Origin of the sequence: Desulfosarcina sp. (assembly GCF_046496365.1) — a bacterium.
Taxonomy (GTDB): Bacteria; Desulfobacterota; Desulfobacteria; order Desulfobacterales; family Desulfosarcinaceae; genus Desulfosarcina.
The window spans coordinates 25,822-40,718 of the sequence record NZ_JAWOHB010000104.1; the positions used below are offsets into that span (position 1 = coordinate 25,822).

The 14,897-nt window shown below is 54.8% G+C and carries 15 protein-coding genes; 6 read left to right on the forward strand and 9 right to left on the reverse strand.

Annotation, left to right across the window (positions count from 1 at the left end; all coding sequences use genetic code 11):
* Nucleotides 1-96: 96 nt before the first annotated feature.
* The 7 genes from R6V78_RS08420 to R6V78_RS08450 form a co-directional block, all read right to left on the reverse strand.
* Complete coding sequence (locus R6V78_RS08420) at nt 97-1,206, reverse strand: mechanosensitive ion channel family protein (RefSeq protein WP_410288899.1); 1,110 nt, start codon at nt 1,204-1,206, stop codon at nt 97-99.
* A 31-nt stretch (nt 1,207-1,237) separates the two neighbouring features.
* On the reverse strand, nt 1,238-2,095 hold the full coding sequence (locus tag R6V78_RS08425) for an HAD-IIB family hydrolase (RefSeq protein WP_410288900.1): 858 nt from the start codon (nt 2,093-2,095) through the stop codon (nt 1,238-1,240).
* Complete coding sequence (locus R6V78_RS08430) at nt 2,070-3,341, reverse strand: amylo-alpha-1,6-glucosidase (protein WP_410288901.1); 1,272 nt, start codon at nt 3,339-3,341, stop codon at nt 2,070-2,072. The genes R6V78_RS08425 and R6V78_RS08430 overlap by 26 nt, the downstream gene beginning before the upstream one ends.
* Before the next feature lie 397 nt (nt 3,342-3,738).
* Nucleotides 3,739-4,182, reverse strand: a complete 444-nt coding sequence (locus R6V78_RS08435) for a BON domain-containing protein (RefSeq protein WP_410288902.1) — start codon at nt 4,180-4,182, stop codon at nt 3,739-3,741.
* A 244-nt stretch (nt 4,183-4,426) separates the two neighbouring features.
* Entirely contained in the window at nt 4,427-5,689 is a 1,263-nt protein-coding gene (locus tag R6V78_RS08440; RefSeq protein ID WP_410288903.1) for an ATP-binding protein, read from the reverse strand.
* Between the two features lie 120 nt (nt 5,690-5,809).
* On the reverse strand, nt 5,810-7,411 hold the full coding sequence (locus tag R6V78_RS08445) for a sensor histidine kinase (RefSeq protein WP_410288904.1): 1,602 nt from the start codon (nt 7,409-7,411) through the stop codon (nt 5,810-5,812).
* A 360-nt stretch (nt 7,412-7,771) separates the two neighbouring features.
* Nucleotides 7,772-8,506 carry an SDR family oxidoreductase gene (locus R6V78_RS08450; protein WP_410288905.1) on the reverse strand — a complete coding sequence of 245 codons (735 nt, stop codon included), beginning with the start codon at nt 8,504-8,506 and terminating at the stop codon, nt 7,772-7,774.
* A gap of 576 nt (nt 8,507-9,082) precedes the next feature.
* Between R6V78_RS08450 and R6V78_RS08455 the strand changes: the two genes are divergently transcribed.
* The 6 genes from R6V78_RS08455 (at nt 9,083) to R6V78_RS08480 (ending at nt 12,730) form a co-directional block, all read left to right on the forward strand.
* Entirely contained in the window at nt 9,083-9,364 is a 282-nt protein-coding gene (locus R6V78_RS08455) for a hypothetical protein (RefSeq protein ID WP_410288906.1), read from the forward strand.
* Nucleotides 9,365-9,487: 123 nt separating this feature from the next.
* Nucleotides 9,488-9,877, forward strand: coding sequence for a response regulator transcription factor (locus R6V78_RS08460; RefSeq protein WP_410288907.1), 390 nt, complete (start codon nt 9,488-9,490; stop codon nt 9,875-9,877).
* A gap of 205 nt (nt 9,878-10,082) precedes the next feature.
* Nucleotides 10,083-11,303 (forward strand): ATP-binding protein, encoded by a 1,221-nt coding sequence (locus tag R6V78_RS08465; protein WP_410288908.1) that lies wholly within the window; start codon nt 10,083-10,085, stop codon nt 11,301-11,303.
* A gap of 338 nt (nt 11,304-11,641) precedes the next feature.
* On the forward strand, nt 11,642-11,812 hold the full coding sequence (locus R6V78_RS08470) for a desulfoferrodoxin FeS4 iron-binding domain-containing protein (protein WP_410288909.1): 171 nt from the start codon (nt 11,642-11,644) through the stop codon (nt 11,810-11,812).
* 196 nt (nt 11,813-12,008) lie between these two features.
* On the forward strand, nt 12,009-12,386 hold the full coding sequence (locus R6V78_RS08475) for an STAS/SEC14 domain-containing protein (RefSeq protein ID WP_410288910.1): 378 nt from the start codon (nt 12,009-12,011) through the stop codon (nt 12,384-12,386).
* A gap of 95 nt (nt 12,387-12,481) precedes the next feature.
* Entirely contained in the window at nt 12,482-12,730 is a 249-nt protein-coding gene (locus tag R6V78_RS08480; protein ID WP_410288911.1) for a hypothetical protein, read from the forward strand.
* 95 nt (nt 12,731-12,825) lie between these two features.
* On the opposite strand, the gene R6V78_RS08485 is transcribed toward R6V78_RS08480, so the two are convergent.
* Together R6V78_RS08485 and R6V78_RS08490 are read right to left on the reverse strand one after the other, a co-directional pair.
* Entirely contained in the window at nt 12,826-13,116 is a 291-nt protein-coding gene (locus tag R6V78_RS08485) for a hypothetical protein (RefSeq protein ID WP_410288912.1), read from the reverse strand.
* Between the two features lie 140 nt (nt 13,117-13,256).
* Nucleotides 13,257-14,633, reverse strand: a complete 1,377-nt coding sequence (locus R6V78_RS08490; protein ID WP_410288913.1) for a dihydrolipoyl dehydrogenase family protein — start codon at nt 14,631-14,633, stop codon at nt 13,257-13,259.
* Nucleotides 14,634-14,897: the final 264 nt, after the last annotated feature.

The window sequence follows — 14,897 nt, forward strand, 5'->3', positions numbered from 1 at the left end:
GGCTAGGTCCTCCTTGGCTGTTGGGTCAACGTGGAAAACGCAACCCGAATTGTAATGCCACGGTATCAAAACAAGGTGGAATATAAATAGGGGCTGTCATGTATACGCGTGATATGCAGGCTGTATTGAATCCGCATTGCCTGATTCGGAGACGCGCTGCCTGGGGTCACCGGTGAGAAAAACGGTGCGGGTGGGATAGGCAAATTCGATGTTGTGTGCTTCGAACTGGCGATATATTTCCAGATTGATGGCCTGTTGGACATCCATATACAGGTTGTAGTCAGCTGACAGTACATAGTAGACAACCTCAAAATTTAGCGCAAATTCTCCATAGCCTTGAAAATGCGCGCGATCGAATCTCACCGGAGACTGCTGCGCGATGATCTCCCGAATCATGCCGGGAATTTTCTCCAAAAACTCAGATCCCGTCTGGTAGACGACGCCGATGGAAAAGAGGACGCGTCGTTCCGCCATGCGTTTGTAGTTGCGGATGCGGCTTTTGAGAAGATCGCTGTTGGAAAAGACCAGCTGCTCACCGGAAAGGCTGCGAATGCGGGTGGTTTTCAACCCGATGTATTCGACGCTGCCCATGTGGTTCTCGACGATAATGAAGTCTCCAACAACAAACGGCTTGTCGAGCAGGATCGAAAGGGAAGCAAATATATCCCCTAATATGTTCTGCAGTGCCATGGCAATGGCAATACCACCAATTCCCAGGCTGGCGACCAGTGTCGTGATCCTTACGCCGGGAACATTATCCAGGGCCAGCAGAGCAGCGATTACAAACAGGGCTGTACGGCCGACAAGCGTCAAGGCCCGAAGGGTGGTGATACGTTCGCCGGCGTCAAGCGCATATTTTTTTTCATATCGTTTGAACCAGAACGAGATGAGCCCATTACCCCAACTGGCGATCTGGATGATAACCGCGATCACCGCGATGGCGGAAATCCAGGGCACAAACCGATCTGGGATCTTGAGTCCCTGGACACCGATATAGACCAACAGCACCGCGACAACAGGCATCGAAACACGCTTGACGATGGTGGCTATGAGTGCATTGACATTGTCCCCCCGGGTCTGGTCGAGTCTAAAAAACCGACGCACCAGCAAATCTCTGATCAGGTTGACGGCAAGTATCAACCCTACAGCAACGCCCAAGGCGATGAGCCAGGATTCAATCGGGTTTCCCCATATAGTCAGGTTCATTAACAGGTTCTCCATCCTGTTCCTATTGCGGTTAACGGTTCAATGCGGGTCTTATCCACTCCGCCGTCTCCGGGAAAAAATGGGCCAGCCCTTCCAGCACACCGGCGGCGTAGTTGCCGTTCAAGCCCATGAAATCTCCCTTGGCCAGATAGAGCCGATGGTTGTGTCCAGCTTCGGCCAGGCGATGGATCGCTGTCTGACGAACATCCTCGGCGGCATTGTTGACCAGGATGGCCTGAAAACCGCTGACCAGCACATCCAGGTCATTGCCGCTGTCGCCGGCAAACACGATATTGGATTCCTCAAACGCTTTGTCGGTCATTAAAAACCGGATTGCCTGCAGTTTGTTGGCCCGACGGGGCAGAATGTCCAGCAGCCCGATCTGCTCGGCATCATCGCGGCTCCAGATGATATGGGTCGCGATGTCATGGTCCTCAAGAAGGTCCGAGATCTGCTGCTTGAGCGTCCGAGGATCGATCGAAGGGTCCGTATAATAGCTGGCTTTATATCGATTCTGCTTTTCCGGTGGCTGCAGTTCAAGATCTTTCCCCACCATGCCGGCCAGCAGCGCGGTGATGTCATCATGGTCATGACCGTGCCAATCCTTGCCAATTTCACGCTGCCACCCCTGGTTCATCCGCCACTGGTCACCGTCGACCTGGTAGATTGTGGTGCCCACATCGCCGATGACAAAATCGGGCTCGGGCAGAGCGAAACCGGCGATGGCCTCCCGGACGAGGTTTTTATCGCGGCCGCTGACATAAGCCAGTTGCAGCTGCGGATGGGCAGCCAGATGGGCGAACAGCTGCCGCGCCCGGGGGGATTCATCTTCAGCACCATTGGGAATCAGGGTGCGGTCCAGATCACTGCACAAAAGTATCGTCTTCATTGATCCTAAACACCTTTTTGCCTTTCAGGGCGGCGTGCCCCATCACAGCGGCCGAAGCACTCCAGCCTTGGTGGCGGTTTCCGCCGGCTGAGAAATTGCTGCCGTTGACATATTCGGGAAATCCCCATGGCTGGCCGTCCATGCACATGGCGTTGGCGCAATGAATACCGGCCAGATAGGCGCCAGCCTTGTCTGTTTCCCCGCGCCGGGCCAGATCGGCAACGTAGAAGCCAGTGATCATCGGCCACAGGCCGCCGTTGTGAAATTCATAGGGATGGTTTTTGAAACTGTATGAAAAGGTAATCTGCAGATCCTCCCAATCCTTGTCCAGCGGTTTGATGACCGGATAAAATGCGGGCAGCAGCTTGATTTGGTCCGGTACGACATGCTGTTCGATATAGGCATCGACCGTTTGGCGCCGCGATGGTGGTGAGACATCGAGCAGCGAGGCCAGGACATTGGCAAATCCATCAAACCGGTAGCCATACCCATGGGGTGAGAAAAACGGCAGCCAGTATTGGCGGGTACAGTGGTTGGCTGCTTTGCGGCCTTTTTCAAAAAGAATCTCGTGGTAGACATCGTCGGGAATTTTTTCATCCGAACCGAACCAGTAGTTGGCCCGAATCCTGTGCTTCAGCAGGCTGATGCGGGTGTGCAGGTCATGATCATCGCAACCGGTGACATGCCGCCGAATGTGGTGAATCGTTCTCAGGGTCTGCAGGTAGAGCAACTGATCATAGAGGATGTAGCCGGTGTGAACATACTCGTCGGCCCAGTCGCCGGTGGCCGGTACATACAGCAGACCGCGATTGTTGAATTCCCAGGCGCCCAGCAGAAAGACCACCTTTTCGATCGACGGCAGCATGTGTTCGATGAAGGCGTCATCTTTGGTGGCTTGCCAATACTCGCCGCATCCGATGACGAACCAGAGATCCGCATCCACCCGGCCGGTCATCCCGCCGTAGCTGACGCGGCCGCTGCGCACGTCCACATTGCTGGGAATTTCGCCGTGAGGGCCCTGATGTTCGGCCAAGGTCTCCAGCGTGTGGCCAAGCGCCGCAATCATGTCGTCAGTCCCGGTCATCAACGCGGCCAGCCCGATGATGATCCCGTCCCGTGCCCATATTCGTCTGTAGTTGTCGCTGTCGGTGGGACTGGCCAGAAAACCCTCGGCACACATGCATTTTTCCAGCAGGGCATCCGCCTGGTTGACAGCCTCCCGATGGTCCGGTTTTTTATTGGTCATGGATAGCCTGATCCCGCTGATCTCCCTTTAGGTTACTGCAACGGCCCCCCACGGTAACTGATCCGTTCTGTGGTTTCCATGGGTTGTGCACCCCATATCGCGCATCTCTGCGCCGGTTATTGCCGCTGCGATCGCTGCCATTACCTGCCCATTGAAAAACGGATGAACGGCTGGGCTTCGATGTAATCACCGTCATTTAGCATCTCGTGGTTTTTCGCATCGGGGGCGAACCCGTAAGCATCGACATCTTGGTTCTCACCGTTGAATGACGGTCGAAATTAAAACATATTGTGCCGGCCAGGGCCATCGGATTGAGGCTGTATTTGGTTGCAGGAGAGACGGTATTCTTGCGACTCGCGCAAAGCGATCCAGAGCGGCCTGAACACCACCTGTTTTTTCATGGCGAGGAGACCGCATTATCGCATGCATACGAAGGTACCACGATCAGCTTGTTGTGCAGGCCCTTTACGCCCGGCTGATCGGCGGCAATCCGCTGAATCCGTTTTCTTTCCCGCCAGGTCTTGACGAAGCCGTCGATGAACACGACTCCTTTGGAGACCACCAGGGTCAGATCGATCGCTGCGATGTTGGCCTGCCGACGCAGGTCGGCCTGGATGCGGGTGTGGATCTCTTTGTCAGTTGGGGTCGATGTCCCCTGCGGCCGGGTCGGATTTGAATCGGCGGTCCGCCCGCGGTCGACCCTGGCGATGTTGCCTGGCCGGGTGATGCTTTCCCCCGGATCGGCCGCGGCATTGGCCCCGTCGGGCGTGCGGTCAAATCCCCGGGTGGTGTTGATATCCCACCGGGTCCTATGGGAGTGTGGGGGCTCTCGGATGGTCATGGTCTTTCACGGTTCCTAACTGGTCATTCGGCCTGCGGCGCCGTGTCCGGTAAACGGCCACGCAGATCGCGGCGCTGGTTCAAACGGCTGATCAATCGGTCTGACGACCTGGATATTAGATTCAGATAAATTGACTGCGAAAACAATGGGGTCGATGGTGTATTGGAAAGCAAGATGAAGGGTAGCCCGACGGGTGCACGATGGACAGGCTGGCAAACCCACGCTGAACCGTGTTGGAGATTGGTCAGATCTCTGGTTTAAGGTTTGAACCGGGTATGTGCAGGCAGATCGCCGTCCCTTCTCCAGGGCGGGAATCCACGGTCAGCGTACCACCCATCACGGCGGCGCGGTCCTGCATCCCCTTCAGGCCGAATCCGCTCATTTTAGGATGGCCTCGGTCGCTGCCTTGGTTTACCCGCTGCAGATCGAATCCAAGGCCGGTGTCCGTCACGCACATGCAGATTCCGTTTGTGGTTTTCTCCAGGCGCACCGAAACCGCATCGGCCTCGCTGTGCTTCAGGGCATTGGTCACCGCCTCCTGCATGACACGATAAATGACGATCTTGCCGGATTCTGGGATCTCACGTTCATCGAGGCCGAAAAATGTGTCGATACGGGTTTGACGGTAGATCTCCCTGCTGGTTTGGCAGAACCAGTCCATGGTGGGCAGCAGGCCCATGTCATCCAGCATGGCAGGCCGCAGGTAGGATGAGATCCGGCGCACCTCGTTGATGGTGTCGTGGATGTAGGCGATGATTTTTTCCAGAGAGATGCTATGTCCGGGGGCATGGCCGTGCATGTTTTCCAACCTTCCCTCGACGGCGAATTTGATGGCCGCCAGATTCGATCCGATGCTGTCGTGCAGCTCTTTGGCGATCTGCCGCCGTTCGTTTTCCTGGGTATCGACGATTTTCAAGGAGAGCCTGCGCAGGGCGTTCTCGGATTTGCGCAGGGCATGTTCCGTTTCTTCGTGTTCGACGATCTCATTTCTGAGCGCCAGGACCGTTTGATGAAGTTCGGCAGTGCGTTGCTTAACAATCTGTTCCAGGTCGGCGTGGGCTTTTTCCAAGTCGGCCTGGGCTTTCCGACGCGCCATGCGGTCCCTGTGTTGTCGCCTGACGGCCTTCAGCTTCAGGGGCAGCAGCTGCAGATAACCCTGGTTCGGATCCTTAACGATGTAGTCAGCCATGCCGGCCTTGAGCGCACTCACCGCCAGGTGCTCCGAGCCTGCGCCGGTCAGCATGACAAAAGGAGGCAGATTCGACTGGTGCCGTAAAGTCTTGAAATGCTCCAGGCCGTTCATGCCCGGCAGGTCGTAGTCGACCACCACGACATCGTAGAATTCGCTGCCGCTATCCATGGCTGCGGGGATCTCTTCGGCCCGCTCGTAAACGGTCAGGACGAACGGCAGCCCTGATTGGTCGAGGGCGCGTCGGAAAGCGACCCGATCGTGGATGCTGTCTTCGATCAGCAGGATGCGCATAGGAAACAGGGGTGGTTGATTCATCTGATATTCTCCGGTACTTCTGCCAGCTTCCAGAAAGTGCTGACCCGGCGGATCCACGCCAACACCTTTAGACCTTCCATCATGAACTTGTGGCGCATTGACCGCCAACCAGTGACGGGTCTATTTCCTGGGCAGGTTTAGGGTGAAGATGCTGCCCTTCCCGGGTTCGGATTCCAGCCGAACCGTGCCGTCGATCAGGTGAGCCGCCTTGCGGACGATGGCCAGGCCGATGCCGGTGCCGTCAAACTGCCTCTGGGTGTGCAGGCGCTGGAATATTCCGAAAATTTTATCCTGGTATTGGGGATCGATTCCGATGCCGTTGTCGCGCACGTAAATATCGATGCGGTCGTCCGGCGCCGCACGCCAGCCGATCTCGACACGTTTGGGTGTGTGGTCATTGAACTTGATGGCATTGGACAAAAGATTCTGCAGGATCTGCCAAAGCAGGGTTCGGTCGGCAACGATCGGCGGCCAGGCCGCTTCAATGGTAATCTCCGCTTCGGATCCCGGTTGGAGGAATGTCCGGATCTGAACCATCAGGTCGGCCAGATCCAGGTGCTCTTTTTTGCACACCGCCCGCTCGAGGCGCGAAAAGGCGAGCAGGTCGCCGATGAGGGTATTGCCGTGGTCCGCAGCCGATTTCAGTCCGTCCAGGTATTGCTTTTGAGGGCCGCTCAAGCCGGCTGCGAGGTCTTCGCTTAAAAAATCGACATAGTTGCGAATGGCGCGCAGGGGTTCCTTCAGGTCGTGGGAGACGACATAGGCGTACTGTGACAGCTCTTCGTTGAGCCGCTGGGTTTCCTTGAGCTGAGTGGCCAGTTGGCGCTGCACCAGACTTTGGTGCGCTTCGATATGTTTCCTTTCTGTGATGTCGTAGTTGATGCCGCTGATATGTATCGGTTGTCCTTCCACGTCACGGTAGATGCGGCCGCGCGAGGCCATCCATCGGATGACGCCATCTGCCCGGATAATGCGAAAATCCTCCATGATGTCGTCCCGGTCGCTTTTCAGGAGCGCATCCATGCCCTTGATGATGCCTCTGCGGTCCTCGGGGTGGATGAATCCGAAAAAGCGTTCCCCGTCCTCCAGGCCATCTCCGGGTTCGAGCCCGAGCAGACGGTATAGTCGATCATTCCAGATTACTTTTCGGTTGACCGGGTCGAAGTTCCAGATCCCCAGGTCGGCGGCTTTAGAGGCCATGTCCAGCTGTTCGTTCAGCCGCCTCAACTGGCGTTCCTGCCTGCGCCGGTCGGAGACATCGAAAAACGTCAGCTGGCAGGCGGTCAAATTACCCTGCCGGTCGAACTGCGCGGCGGCCTGGACATGCACCGTGATCGGTCGGCGTGCCGGGCCAACTATCCGCAGATCGAAAAAATCGCTGGTCTTTTCTTCGGAGAGGTTTCTTATTCGACGAAAATAGCTGCCCCAGTCCTCCGGAATCACGAAGCTGGAGAACCCGCGGCCTGTGTCTGACCTCTGGTCTATGTTCAGCAGGTTCCGGGCCATTGCGTTGGCCCTGAGAATGATACCTTTGGGGTTGAGGGTGGCATAAGCTATCGGCGCCGATTCATACAGGTCGAACAGTTCTGCGCGTGAGATCTCCAGGTCGTGGACCATCCGCAGCAGGTCGGCCTGTTCTTTCGCCGTCAGCGTGCAGGTTTCCCCCTCGGAGAGGTGCCGCGCTTTTTGGCGCAGCCTGTCATATGCCGGATCGTCGATCATGGGCGGAAAAACCATGGCGAAGCAGGGCTTGAGGTCGGCAGCGCGATAATCGTGTCGATGATTTCCGGCGTCTTTTGGACGCTGTTTCTTCTTGGCGCGTCGGGCGTCTGGGCAGCGGTGGTCGGGGCCATTTTTCCCCGTTTGGGGTCAACGGGTAACCGTTCGCCGGAACTGTGCCGAATTCAGGTTGTCGAAAACCCTAGCCTATTGGGATGCGTATTGTTAGCGCAATCGGAAACATTATTCAATGGCTTCGCTGGGGTGGACACAAAATTGGGTCGGGACGGTGCAAGAAGCCGATCGGGTGGTGTCCGCAAAGGGAGGGCTGGCAGCCCGCTACGGTGCGTTCTCATACGGGTGCTACCAGGGAATAGGCTGGCGGTCTCTGAAGAAACCGCCGGTAGGGCCGTCATCGGGCAGGGTCGCCAGCCATACCGGTGTCGCCGAAGCCTCCTCAGGCGAAAAAGGTGCCCGAGGGCCGCCCATGTCGGTTCTGACCCACCCCGGACAGACGGAATTGACCAAGATATTGCTTCCCCGCAGTTCCTTGGCCAGCAGGGCCGTGACGGCGTTGAGCAGCGTTTTGGACATGCGGTAGGCCGGGGAATGGATCCCGGTGTATTTCGATTCCGGATTGGTGATGTCGTTCAACGCACCCATTGTGCTGGATAGGTTGACGATACGACCATAGCGATTTTTTTTCATCAGCGGAACGCACGCCTGACTCAGCAGCAAAGGACCAAAGGCGTTGGTCTCCAGCGTCCTGAGCAGCGTATCCCGCGCCAGCGTCATGATGTCGGTTTCCCCATCGATCTGAATGCCGGCATTGTTGACCAGAACATCCAGTCTCCCGAAGGTATCGACGATCCTGCCCAAGGCCGCCTGGATCGAGATGGCATCGGTGACGTCGATAAGGGTATTATAGACATCCAACCCCTGCTCAGCCAAGCGGGCACTCGCCGCCGTCCCCTTTTTTTCATCACGGGCAGCCATGACGACCCTGAAGGTTTTCAGTCCCAGCTGTCGGGCGATTTCAAATCCGATGCCCCGATTGGCACCAGTGACCAGCGCGACACGTTTATCCGATGTTTTCATTTCAGAATCCTTTCGCTGTCTTCACTTCCAAGGCACCCGATGCGGGTGTGACCGGCGCTGGCGCGGCTGGCAACAGCCGCTCACGCCAAGGAGACGGCATGCCCGAATAATTGGCAGCCGAATACCCTATCATTAAGACATGCTGGGAAACTTAGAATACGGTCGGCAAGGTATTTTTAATTGCGTTTCTGTGTATGTGGTCAGCATTTGACTTCTCCTGCCGAGATAAAGACTGGACCGTGCGCTATATCGTTGCCGATACGCACAAATGTTATTCCCACCCACGCCTGGTTCATCGTGCTGAAGCGGACCGGCGTGTTCCCCCAGCCTCCGATGGATCAAGGAGGCAACTGGATATCGCATCCAGGCAACGGACAGCGATATCGGCACATAGAAGATTTCAGCGTTGAACCGAATCTGATTGTCCATGGCCAGGACCCCTTCGATCTGATAAGCGATATTCTCAGCCCCGATTTTTATCTAAAATGGGGAATTCGCAGTATTTGATTTTGATCGGTTGGGAGGTACGCTGAATCGCGGACCATCTGACGAAACCCGACCAAAGGAGAAATGTCCATGAAAAACCTCAATAAAATTCTTTGTCCGGTGGACTTCAGAAAAATAAGCGTGGTGTATACCTCTTTTGCCGTTAACCTGATGAGAAGTCTGCCGCCGGCCGGTCCGCCGGTAGAAGAACCGCCGAACGTGCCAAAAAAACCACCGGTAAAAGAACCCGGTGAGCCCTACGAGAAACCACCCGTGCCGGAAATACCACCGGTTGATAAACCGTGGGATGTTCCTCCACAACCCCCCGTGGAGGAACCGCCGCCTGAGGATCCGGATCAGATGCCGCCATGACCGCCCATAAGGCCACCCGTGCACACACGGCTGAGTCAAAATACAGTCCATTACCCATAGTCTTAAGGCGCTAAATAGCGGTAGAATATAACTGTTTCTTCAATCCAAGAAACTGGAGTACTGATGATAGACCGTAAAAAAGTACTGATCTTAGACCCGTCTCCGATCTTCCGGCGTGCGCTCAAAGAGGTGATCCAAGCCAGTGAGACCGGTGTCGACGTCAGCGAAGCCACAGATGCCGATCAGGCGACGGACATCCTTAACAATGAAACGCCCGATGTCGTCTTTTTCGATATCGCCCTTCCCAAGGACAACGGTATCGAGTTTATTGCATCCATAAAAAGCATGGTTCCCGACAGCCGCATCGTTGTTCTGACCAGTCATGATTCAGTGGAATACGAAGCGGCCTCGATTGAGAAAGGGGCGAACTATTTTCTCTCCAAGGAAAACTCCGGCGGCCTGCGTTTGATTGATGTCATTCATGATACCATACGCCGAAACAGCCCTTCCTGATTTACCCGATCACAACCATACGATCGGGTTTTGCGTTGTCAAAAATGGAGACATGGCGTATGTTTTTACATTAAAATCTGACGCTGTGGCGGTCAGAGGATCGGTTGCCTGACCGTTTCGCGGACGTTTTGAATAATCCACCATGAGGCCATGAACAGCGTCTACGCTTTCAAACCAGCCCCCGCTCAAAACCAAGGAACTATCGATGGCCGATAGAAAACCATACGGTGGTTGTGATGTTCTCAATTTCCAGATTGAAGACCCATATTTCAAGGCGCTTTGCGATGCACCGATCCCGGTGCTCATCGTGGGTGACGATGGCCGTTTGCTGATGATCAACCGCGCTTTTCAAACGGCTACTGGATTTTCCCATGCAGCTATTCCGACCATCGGCGCATGGGCAGGGCACATTTTTAATGATTCCCCCGAAAAGCACGAAAACTTTTTCAACCGCCTTTTCGAACCAGAGAAAGTGCTGGAGTCATTGCGCATTTCCTTGAAGAGAACCGATGGTCAAGCGTTGATCTGGGAACTTTCCAAAGCATTGCTAGGCCGGATGACAGACGGCCGGCGAATTGCCGTCATTGTTGCGTCGGATATCACCCATGCCGCCGAACACGAACGGCATCTGGAATCCATGATGAACTGCCTGGAGGAGGAGGTATCCAACCGAACCAAAGATCTCAATACTACGATAAGTGCCCTGGAAAAGGAAATTTCCGAAAGAAAACGAATTGGTGATGCATTGACCCTATCCCGGGAGCGGCTGAAAAACATCTCCAGGCGGGCTCTGGATGTATTGGAGGCGGATCGGCGAACCGTTTCAAAGGAGCTGCACGACAGCATTGGCGCCAGCCTAGCGGCCATTAAATTCAGTCTTGAAGAAAAAGAGATGAAGCGGGAGCAAAATCAGGGTCGGTTGGCGGAGTCCTTAAACCAGGAGATTACCTACCTTTTGGCGACCATTAAAGAAACCAAACGCATATCCGCCAACCTGCGGCCCACGACGATGGATGACCTGGGGTTGATGGCCACCATCGAGTGGTATCTGCGTCAGTTTAAGCGGTTCTATCGCAAAATCAATGTCGATTACCGGACGGACATCACGGAAAGTGATATCCCCGAAGCGATGAAAATTATCATCTACCGTATAATTCAGGAAGGCCTCAGCAACGCTGAAAAGCACAGTGACGCCGATCGGGTCCGTCTGCAGATGGGATTCACCGACGGCAACCGGTCGATCTCCCTGCTCATCCAAGATGATGGCCGGGGTTTTGATGTCAAAGAGGTCTTCTCCCCGAAAGACCCGCTAAGCGGATACGGCCTGACCTCCATGCGCGAACGTTGTGAAATTTTCGGCGGTTCCTTTCATATCGAGTCCCATCTTGGCCAGGGAACAAAAATCAACGCTATTTTGCCAATTTAGCGCTCGGAGCTGCACGTCCGAATCGTCAATAATGCCCCGTCCGTTCCATTCCAATTACCATGCAGGCTGATATCATCGGTCATCATTGACGCCCAATTAACCAAAAGGACGCACGCATAGGCGGCCGCCGACCGCTGTAGTTCCGGTTTCCGGATGGGATCTTCCGGGACATTGTCTTTTCCAATATACCCATGAAAACTTCCGGCAATACATGCCAGCCCCCATTGAGATTCCGCTGGCATTCGATACCATGGCAACCGACCCCAGACGGGCCGTGTGGGGATGCGTTGACCCGGGCGTAATCCCATACGGTTAAAACTAACGAAAGGAGAGTTCTTATGGGAGCAGTCAAAAACGAGATTTACAAATGCGAGACTTGTGGAAATGTCGTTATGGTGCTTGAAGGTGGGGACGGCGATCTGGTTTGTTGCGCAGAAAACATGAAACTGCTGACATCCGATGAAGCCAAAGCCTTCGCTCAGCGCATGCCGAAACCGGGATCACCTTAAAATTATTTGTTTTTTCCACATTTAGGTAACAGGTGTCGTCCACAACCGCAGTGGATTGCACCTGTTTCTGTCTCTACGTTGCAATGCAACCGCGACGGCGAACGCATTCTCCCTGCGGCCTTTTCGCGGGGAATATTCAGTCGTTTGTTGCAAGTGACAGTGTACGCAATTATAATGTACAGAAAGAGAGGTAGCCATGCCGATTGGATTTGATGAAATCCAGGTGGATCCAACACCAGTGGGCACCATCGTCACGCTCAAATTCCGTGAAAAGTTGACTAAATCGGATTATGAGACGTTTGTTCCGATGATCGAAAGCCAGATGCAAAACGGTTCGCCCATCCGGGTGCTGGCCGAGTTGCACGATTTTGAGGGCTGGACAGCCGGTGCACTCTGGGAAGAAACCAAGTTCGCGGCCAAACATTTCAATGACATCAAGCGGTTGGCCGTGGTGGGTGAATCCAGGTGGCGCAAGGGGGTGGCGGTGTTTGTGAAGCCGTTCACTTCAGCCGATGTTCGCTATTTCGATATACAGGAGATCGACAAGGCTCGGCACTGGGTGCGCGAAGCGTAAACAATGGTTCCAGCATTTGTGAATCCACTCAAGCGTAAGGGGGGCAAACCATTTTATTGCAATTCCATGATTTGGTAACCGAAAGGAAATAAAACATGATTGACAAAAACGAGCTATGCAAGAAGATCAAAGAGATTTATCCGGATGTCGGCGAGTGCGGCATCGATGTCAACGTTGCCTTCGATCAGGCCAACCAGCGATGGACGGTCGATCTGAAAAAAGGTTCCCGTCAATTAAAGACCTTCCTGGAAGAAGGTGATGCGGAGTTGTGCCTGCAGGGCAAGCAATGTGTCAGCTTAGGTATAGAAATCGGTCAGTTGCGCGGAAATATCGAACGAATGTAGACTTTGTGGACGCGTGTGGCTGGCTACCCGTGCACACCCGCGTCCATTATTAACAATCTGCCAGCGAAATGTACCTTCGATGTCAGAAAGGATCTCTATTTAAATCTGGATTGCGCGGACCGGATCGCATCTTTCAGGGAACTGGCTGCATTCTCGACGCCCGTTTTCAGGTCTTCCCAGGCATTGCCGCCGGCCTGTCGCAGCTTGTCTAGGTCTCTTTCAGTCGATTTGCGTTTATTTTTCAGCGATTCAATCTGCTCTTCGTAATTCATTTGTGCATCGGCTTTATGCTGCCTGGCCTTGGCCTCCAGTTTGGCAATCTCAGCATTCCACTCATCCAGTTTGGCTTTCATCTTTTTTACATATGCATCTCGGGTTTCACTCATGGCTGATATCCTTTTTTAAGGTAATCTTGGCTTTACTCGCAAGATAGTGGATCGGCTCAGTGATGGATATGGGTCATATCAGGTAGTTTGGCCGTAAGACCGGTTTATTTTGCCGGGAAGCCGCCCTCTAAGGGTCGGCGTCATGATAGCAAGGGCTTTAACATGTAAATGATGTCGCTTTCCCTGGAAGGGTAGGGCGTCATGATACTCTGGTGGTACAGATCGTCGACGGAGATACGGTTGACCATGGCGAGGGTGAAGGTGTTGATTAACCCCGTGGCGCAGTCTGACAGCACATGGGCCCCCAACAGCATCCCGTCTTTTCCGGAGAGTATTTTGTAAGCCGCCGATTGCATGCCCACGCGCTGGTAGGTCGGCCAGGCAAGGTTTTTTCCGACGCTTTTTTTATAGACGGCTCCTTCCTCTTTCAGGGCATCCTCCGTGGCGCCCACCATCCCATACTGGGGGTAGGTGAACAGCACAGACGGAACGGCCGAGTAGTCCATGGATGCGTCGTGTCGATTGCCGGTAACGCGACTGATGATCTCAGCCGCTGCCACCTGGGCCTCGGCATCCGCCACCCGGGCCAACTGGACGGTAGCTGCACAGTCACCCACTGCATAAACATACGGATTCGTCGTGGCCATTTTCGCATTGACGGCAATACCCTGCCGTGTCGATTTGATCCCCGCTGTATCCAAATCAAGATCCCGGATGTCCGGTTCCCGGCCGGCACCATGTACCACGAGATCCGCTTCAAACTGACGGCCGTCTTTGGTTGTTACGGTGAATGCGCGACCGGTCTTTTCAATGTTTGTGATGTCCATGCCGCAGTGGATGTCGATGCCTTCCGGCGCAGATGCTTCCGTCAACAGGCCAACCATTTCCTGATCAAAAGGCCCCAGTGGACGGGGACCGGCCTCCAGGATCGTGCAGTGGGTCTGCGGGGGTCCCAACCTGACGGCAAAATGGGCGAACTCAAAGGAAATGAACCCCCCCCCGATGAAGATGATCCGGGGGGGAAGCCGGTCCAACTCCATAAATTCAGTGCTGGTGGCCATAAGCCGTGCGCCATCTATGGGTAACCCCATGGGGACTGCACCGGTGGCCACAACGATGAAGCGGGCGGACAAACGCTGATCGCCCGCCGAGATGGAGTTTCGATCAGTGAATCGGCCACGACCCCTTATAAAATCGATGCCTGCTTTTTTCAGGCCATTGACAGTATTGTCAGGCACCTTGGCCGTAAATCGGTTTTTGGCATCACGCAGCGCAAGCCAATTGGCCAATGCCGGTACGGCGATCCCTATGCCGGAAAGGTGGCGCGATCGCGCCACGGTTTCGGCGCCTTCATAGAACCATTTTTTGGCCTGGCAGCCGCTGAGTGCGCATGTTCCCCCCGGTCGCTGGCTGTGTTCCACCATCCCCACCGACAGGCCGCTGCGATTCAATTCGTAGGCTGCGGTTTGGCCGGCGGTACCCGAACCGATCACCAGAGCATCGTATTGCTTCGACATGTTCTCCTCCTGGCTATCGCCTGCCTTGCCATGCCGCACTCCCTCGCCGTCTGGATGATGGCTGCCGATAAAAAAAGGGTACCGGTCTGCGGTGATTCCTTACATGGGTGACAAGCATTAAATATTTTTGGAATTATGCTTATCTCTTGGAGGGAAATTTAACAATCCTAAATGATCGGAGGCGAAGCCATTCACGGCGCAGAAAACCATGGCGCAACAGGAAGCCGGACGAGGGGCGTAGCCCCTCATCGATCCTGTCAGCCG

What these genes read in the sequence shown, in the direction of transcription:
- R6V78_RS08420 (WP_410288899.1), bottom strand. Translation starts at nt 1,206, where the DNA reads ATGAACCTGACTATATGGGGAAACCCGATTGAATCCTGGCTCATCGCC.
- R6V78_RS08485 (WP_410288912.1), bottom strand. Translation starts at nt 13,116, where the DNA reads ATGAGTGAAACCCGAGATGCATATGTAAAAAAGATGAAAGCCAAACTG.
- R6V78_RS08435 (WP_410288902.1), bottom strand. Translation starts at nt 4,182, where the DNA reads ATGACCATCCGAGAGCCCCCACACTCCCATAGGACCCGGTGGGATATC.
- R6V78_RS08455 (WP_410288906.1), top strand. Translation starts at nt 9,083, where the DNA reads ATGAAAAACCTCAATAAAATTCTTTGTCCGGTGGACTTCAGAAAAATA.
- R6V78_RS08425 (WP_410288900.1), bottom strand. Translation starts at nt 2,095, where the DNA reads ATGAAGACGATACTTTTGTGCAGTGATCTGGACCGCACCCTGATTCCC.
- R6V78_RS08470 (WP_410288909.1), top strand. Translation starts at nt 11,642, where the DNA reads ATGGGAGCAGTCAAAAACGAGATTTACAAATGCGAGACTTGTGGAAAT.
- R6V78_RS08480 (WP_410288911.1), top strand. Translation starts at nt 12,482, where the DNA reads ATGATTGACAAAAACGAGCTATGCAAGAAGATCAAAGAGATTTATCCG.
- R6V78_RS08490 (WP_410288913.1), bottom strand. Translation starts at nt 14,633, where the DNA reads ATGTCGAAGCAATACGATGCTCTGGTGATCGGTTCGGGTACCGCCGGC.
- R6V78_RS08475 (WP_410288910.1), top strand. Translation starts at nt 12,009, where the DNA reads ATGCCGATTGGATTTGATGAAATCCAGGTGGATCCAACACCAGTGGGC.
- R6V78_RS08440 (WP_410288903.1), bottom strand. Translation starts at nt 5,689, where the DNA reads ATGAATCAACCACCCCTGTTTCCTATGCGCATCCTGCTGATCGAAGAC.
- R6V78_RS08450 (WP_410288905.1), bottom strand. Translation starts at nt 8,506, where the DNA reads ATGAAAACATCGGATAAACGTGTCGCGCTGGTCACTGGTGCCAATCGG.
- R6V78_RS08465 (WP_410288908.1), top strand. Translation starts at nt 10,083, where the DNA reads ATGGCCGATAGAAAACCATACGGTGGTTGTGATGTTCTCAATTTCCAG.
- R6V78_RS08430 (WP_410288901.1), bottom strand. Translation starts at nt 3,341, where the DNA reads ATGACCAATAAAAAACCGGACCATCGGGAGGCTGTCAACCAGGCGGAT.
- R6V78_RS08460 (WP_410288907.1), top strand. Translation starts at nt 9,488, where the DNA reads ATGATAGACCGTAAAAAAGTACTGATCTTAGACCCGTCTCCGATCTTC.
- R6V78_RS08445 (WP_410288904.1), bottom strand. Translation starts at nt 7,411, where the DNA reads ATGATCGACGATCCGGCATATGACAGGCTGCGCCAAAAAGCGCGGCAC.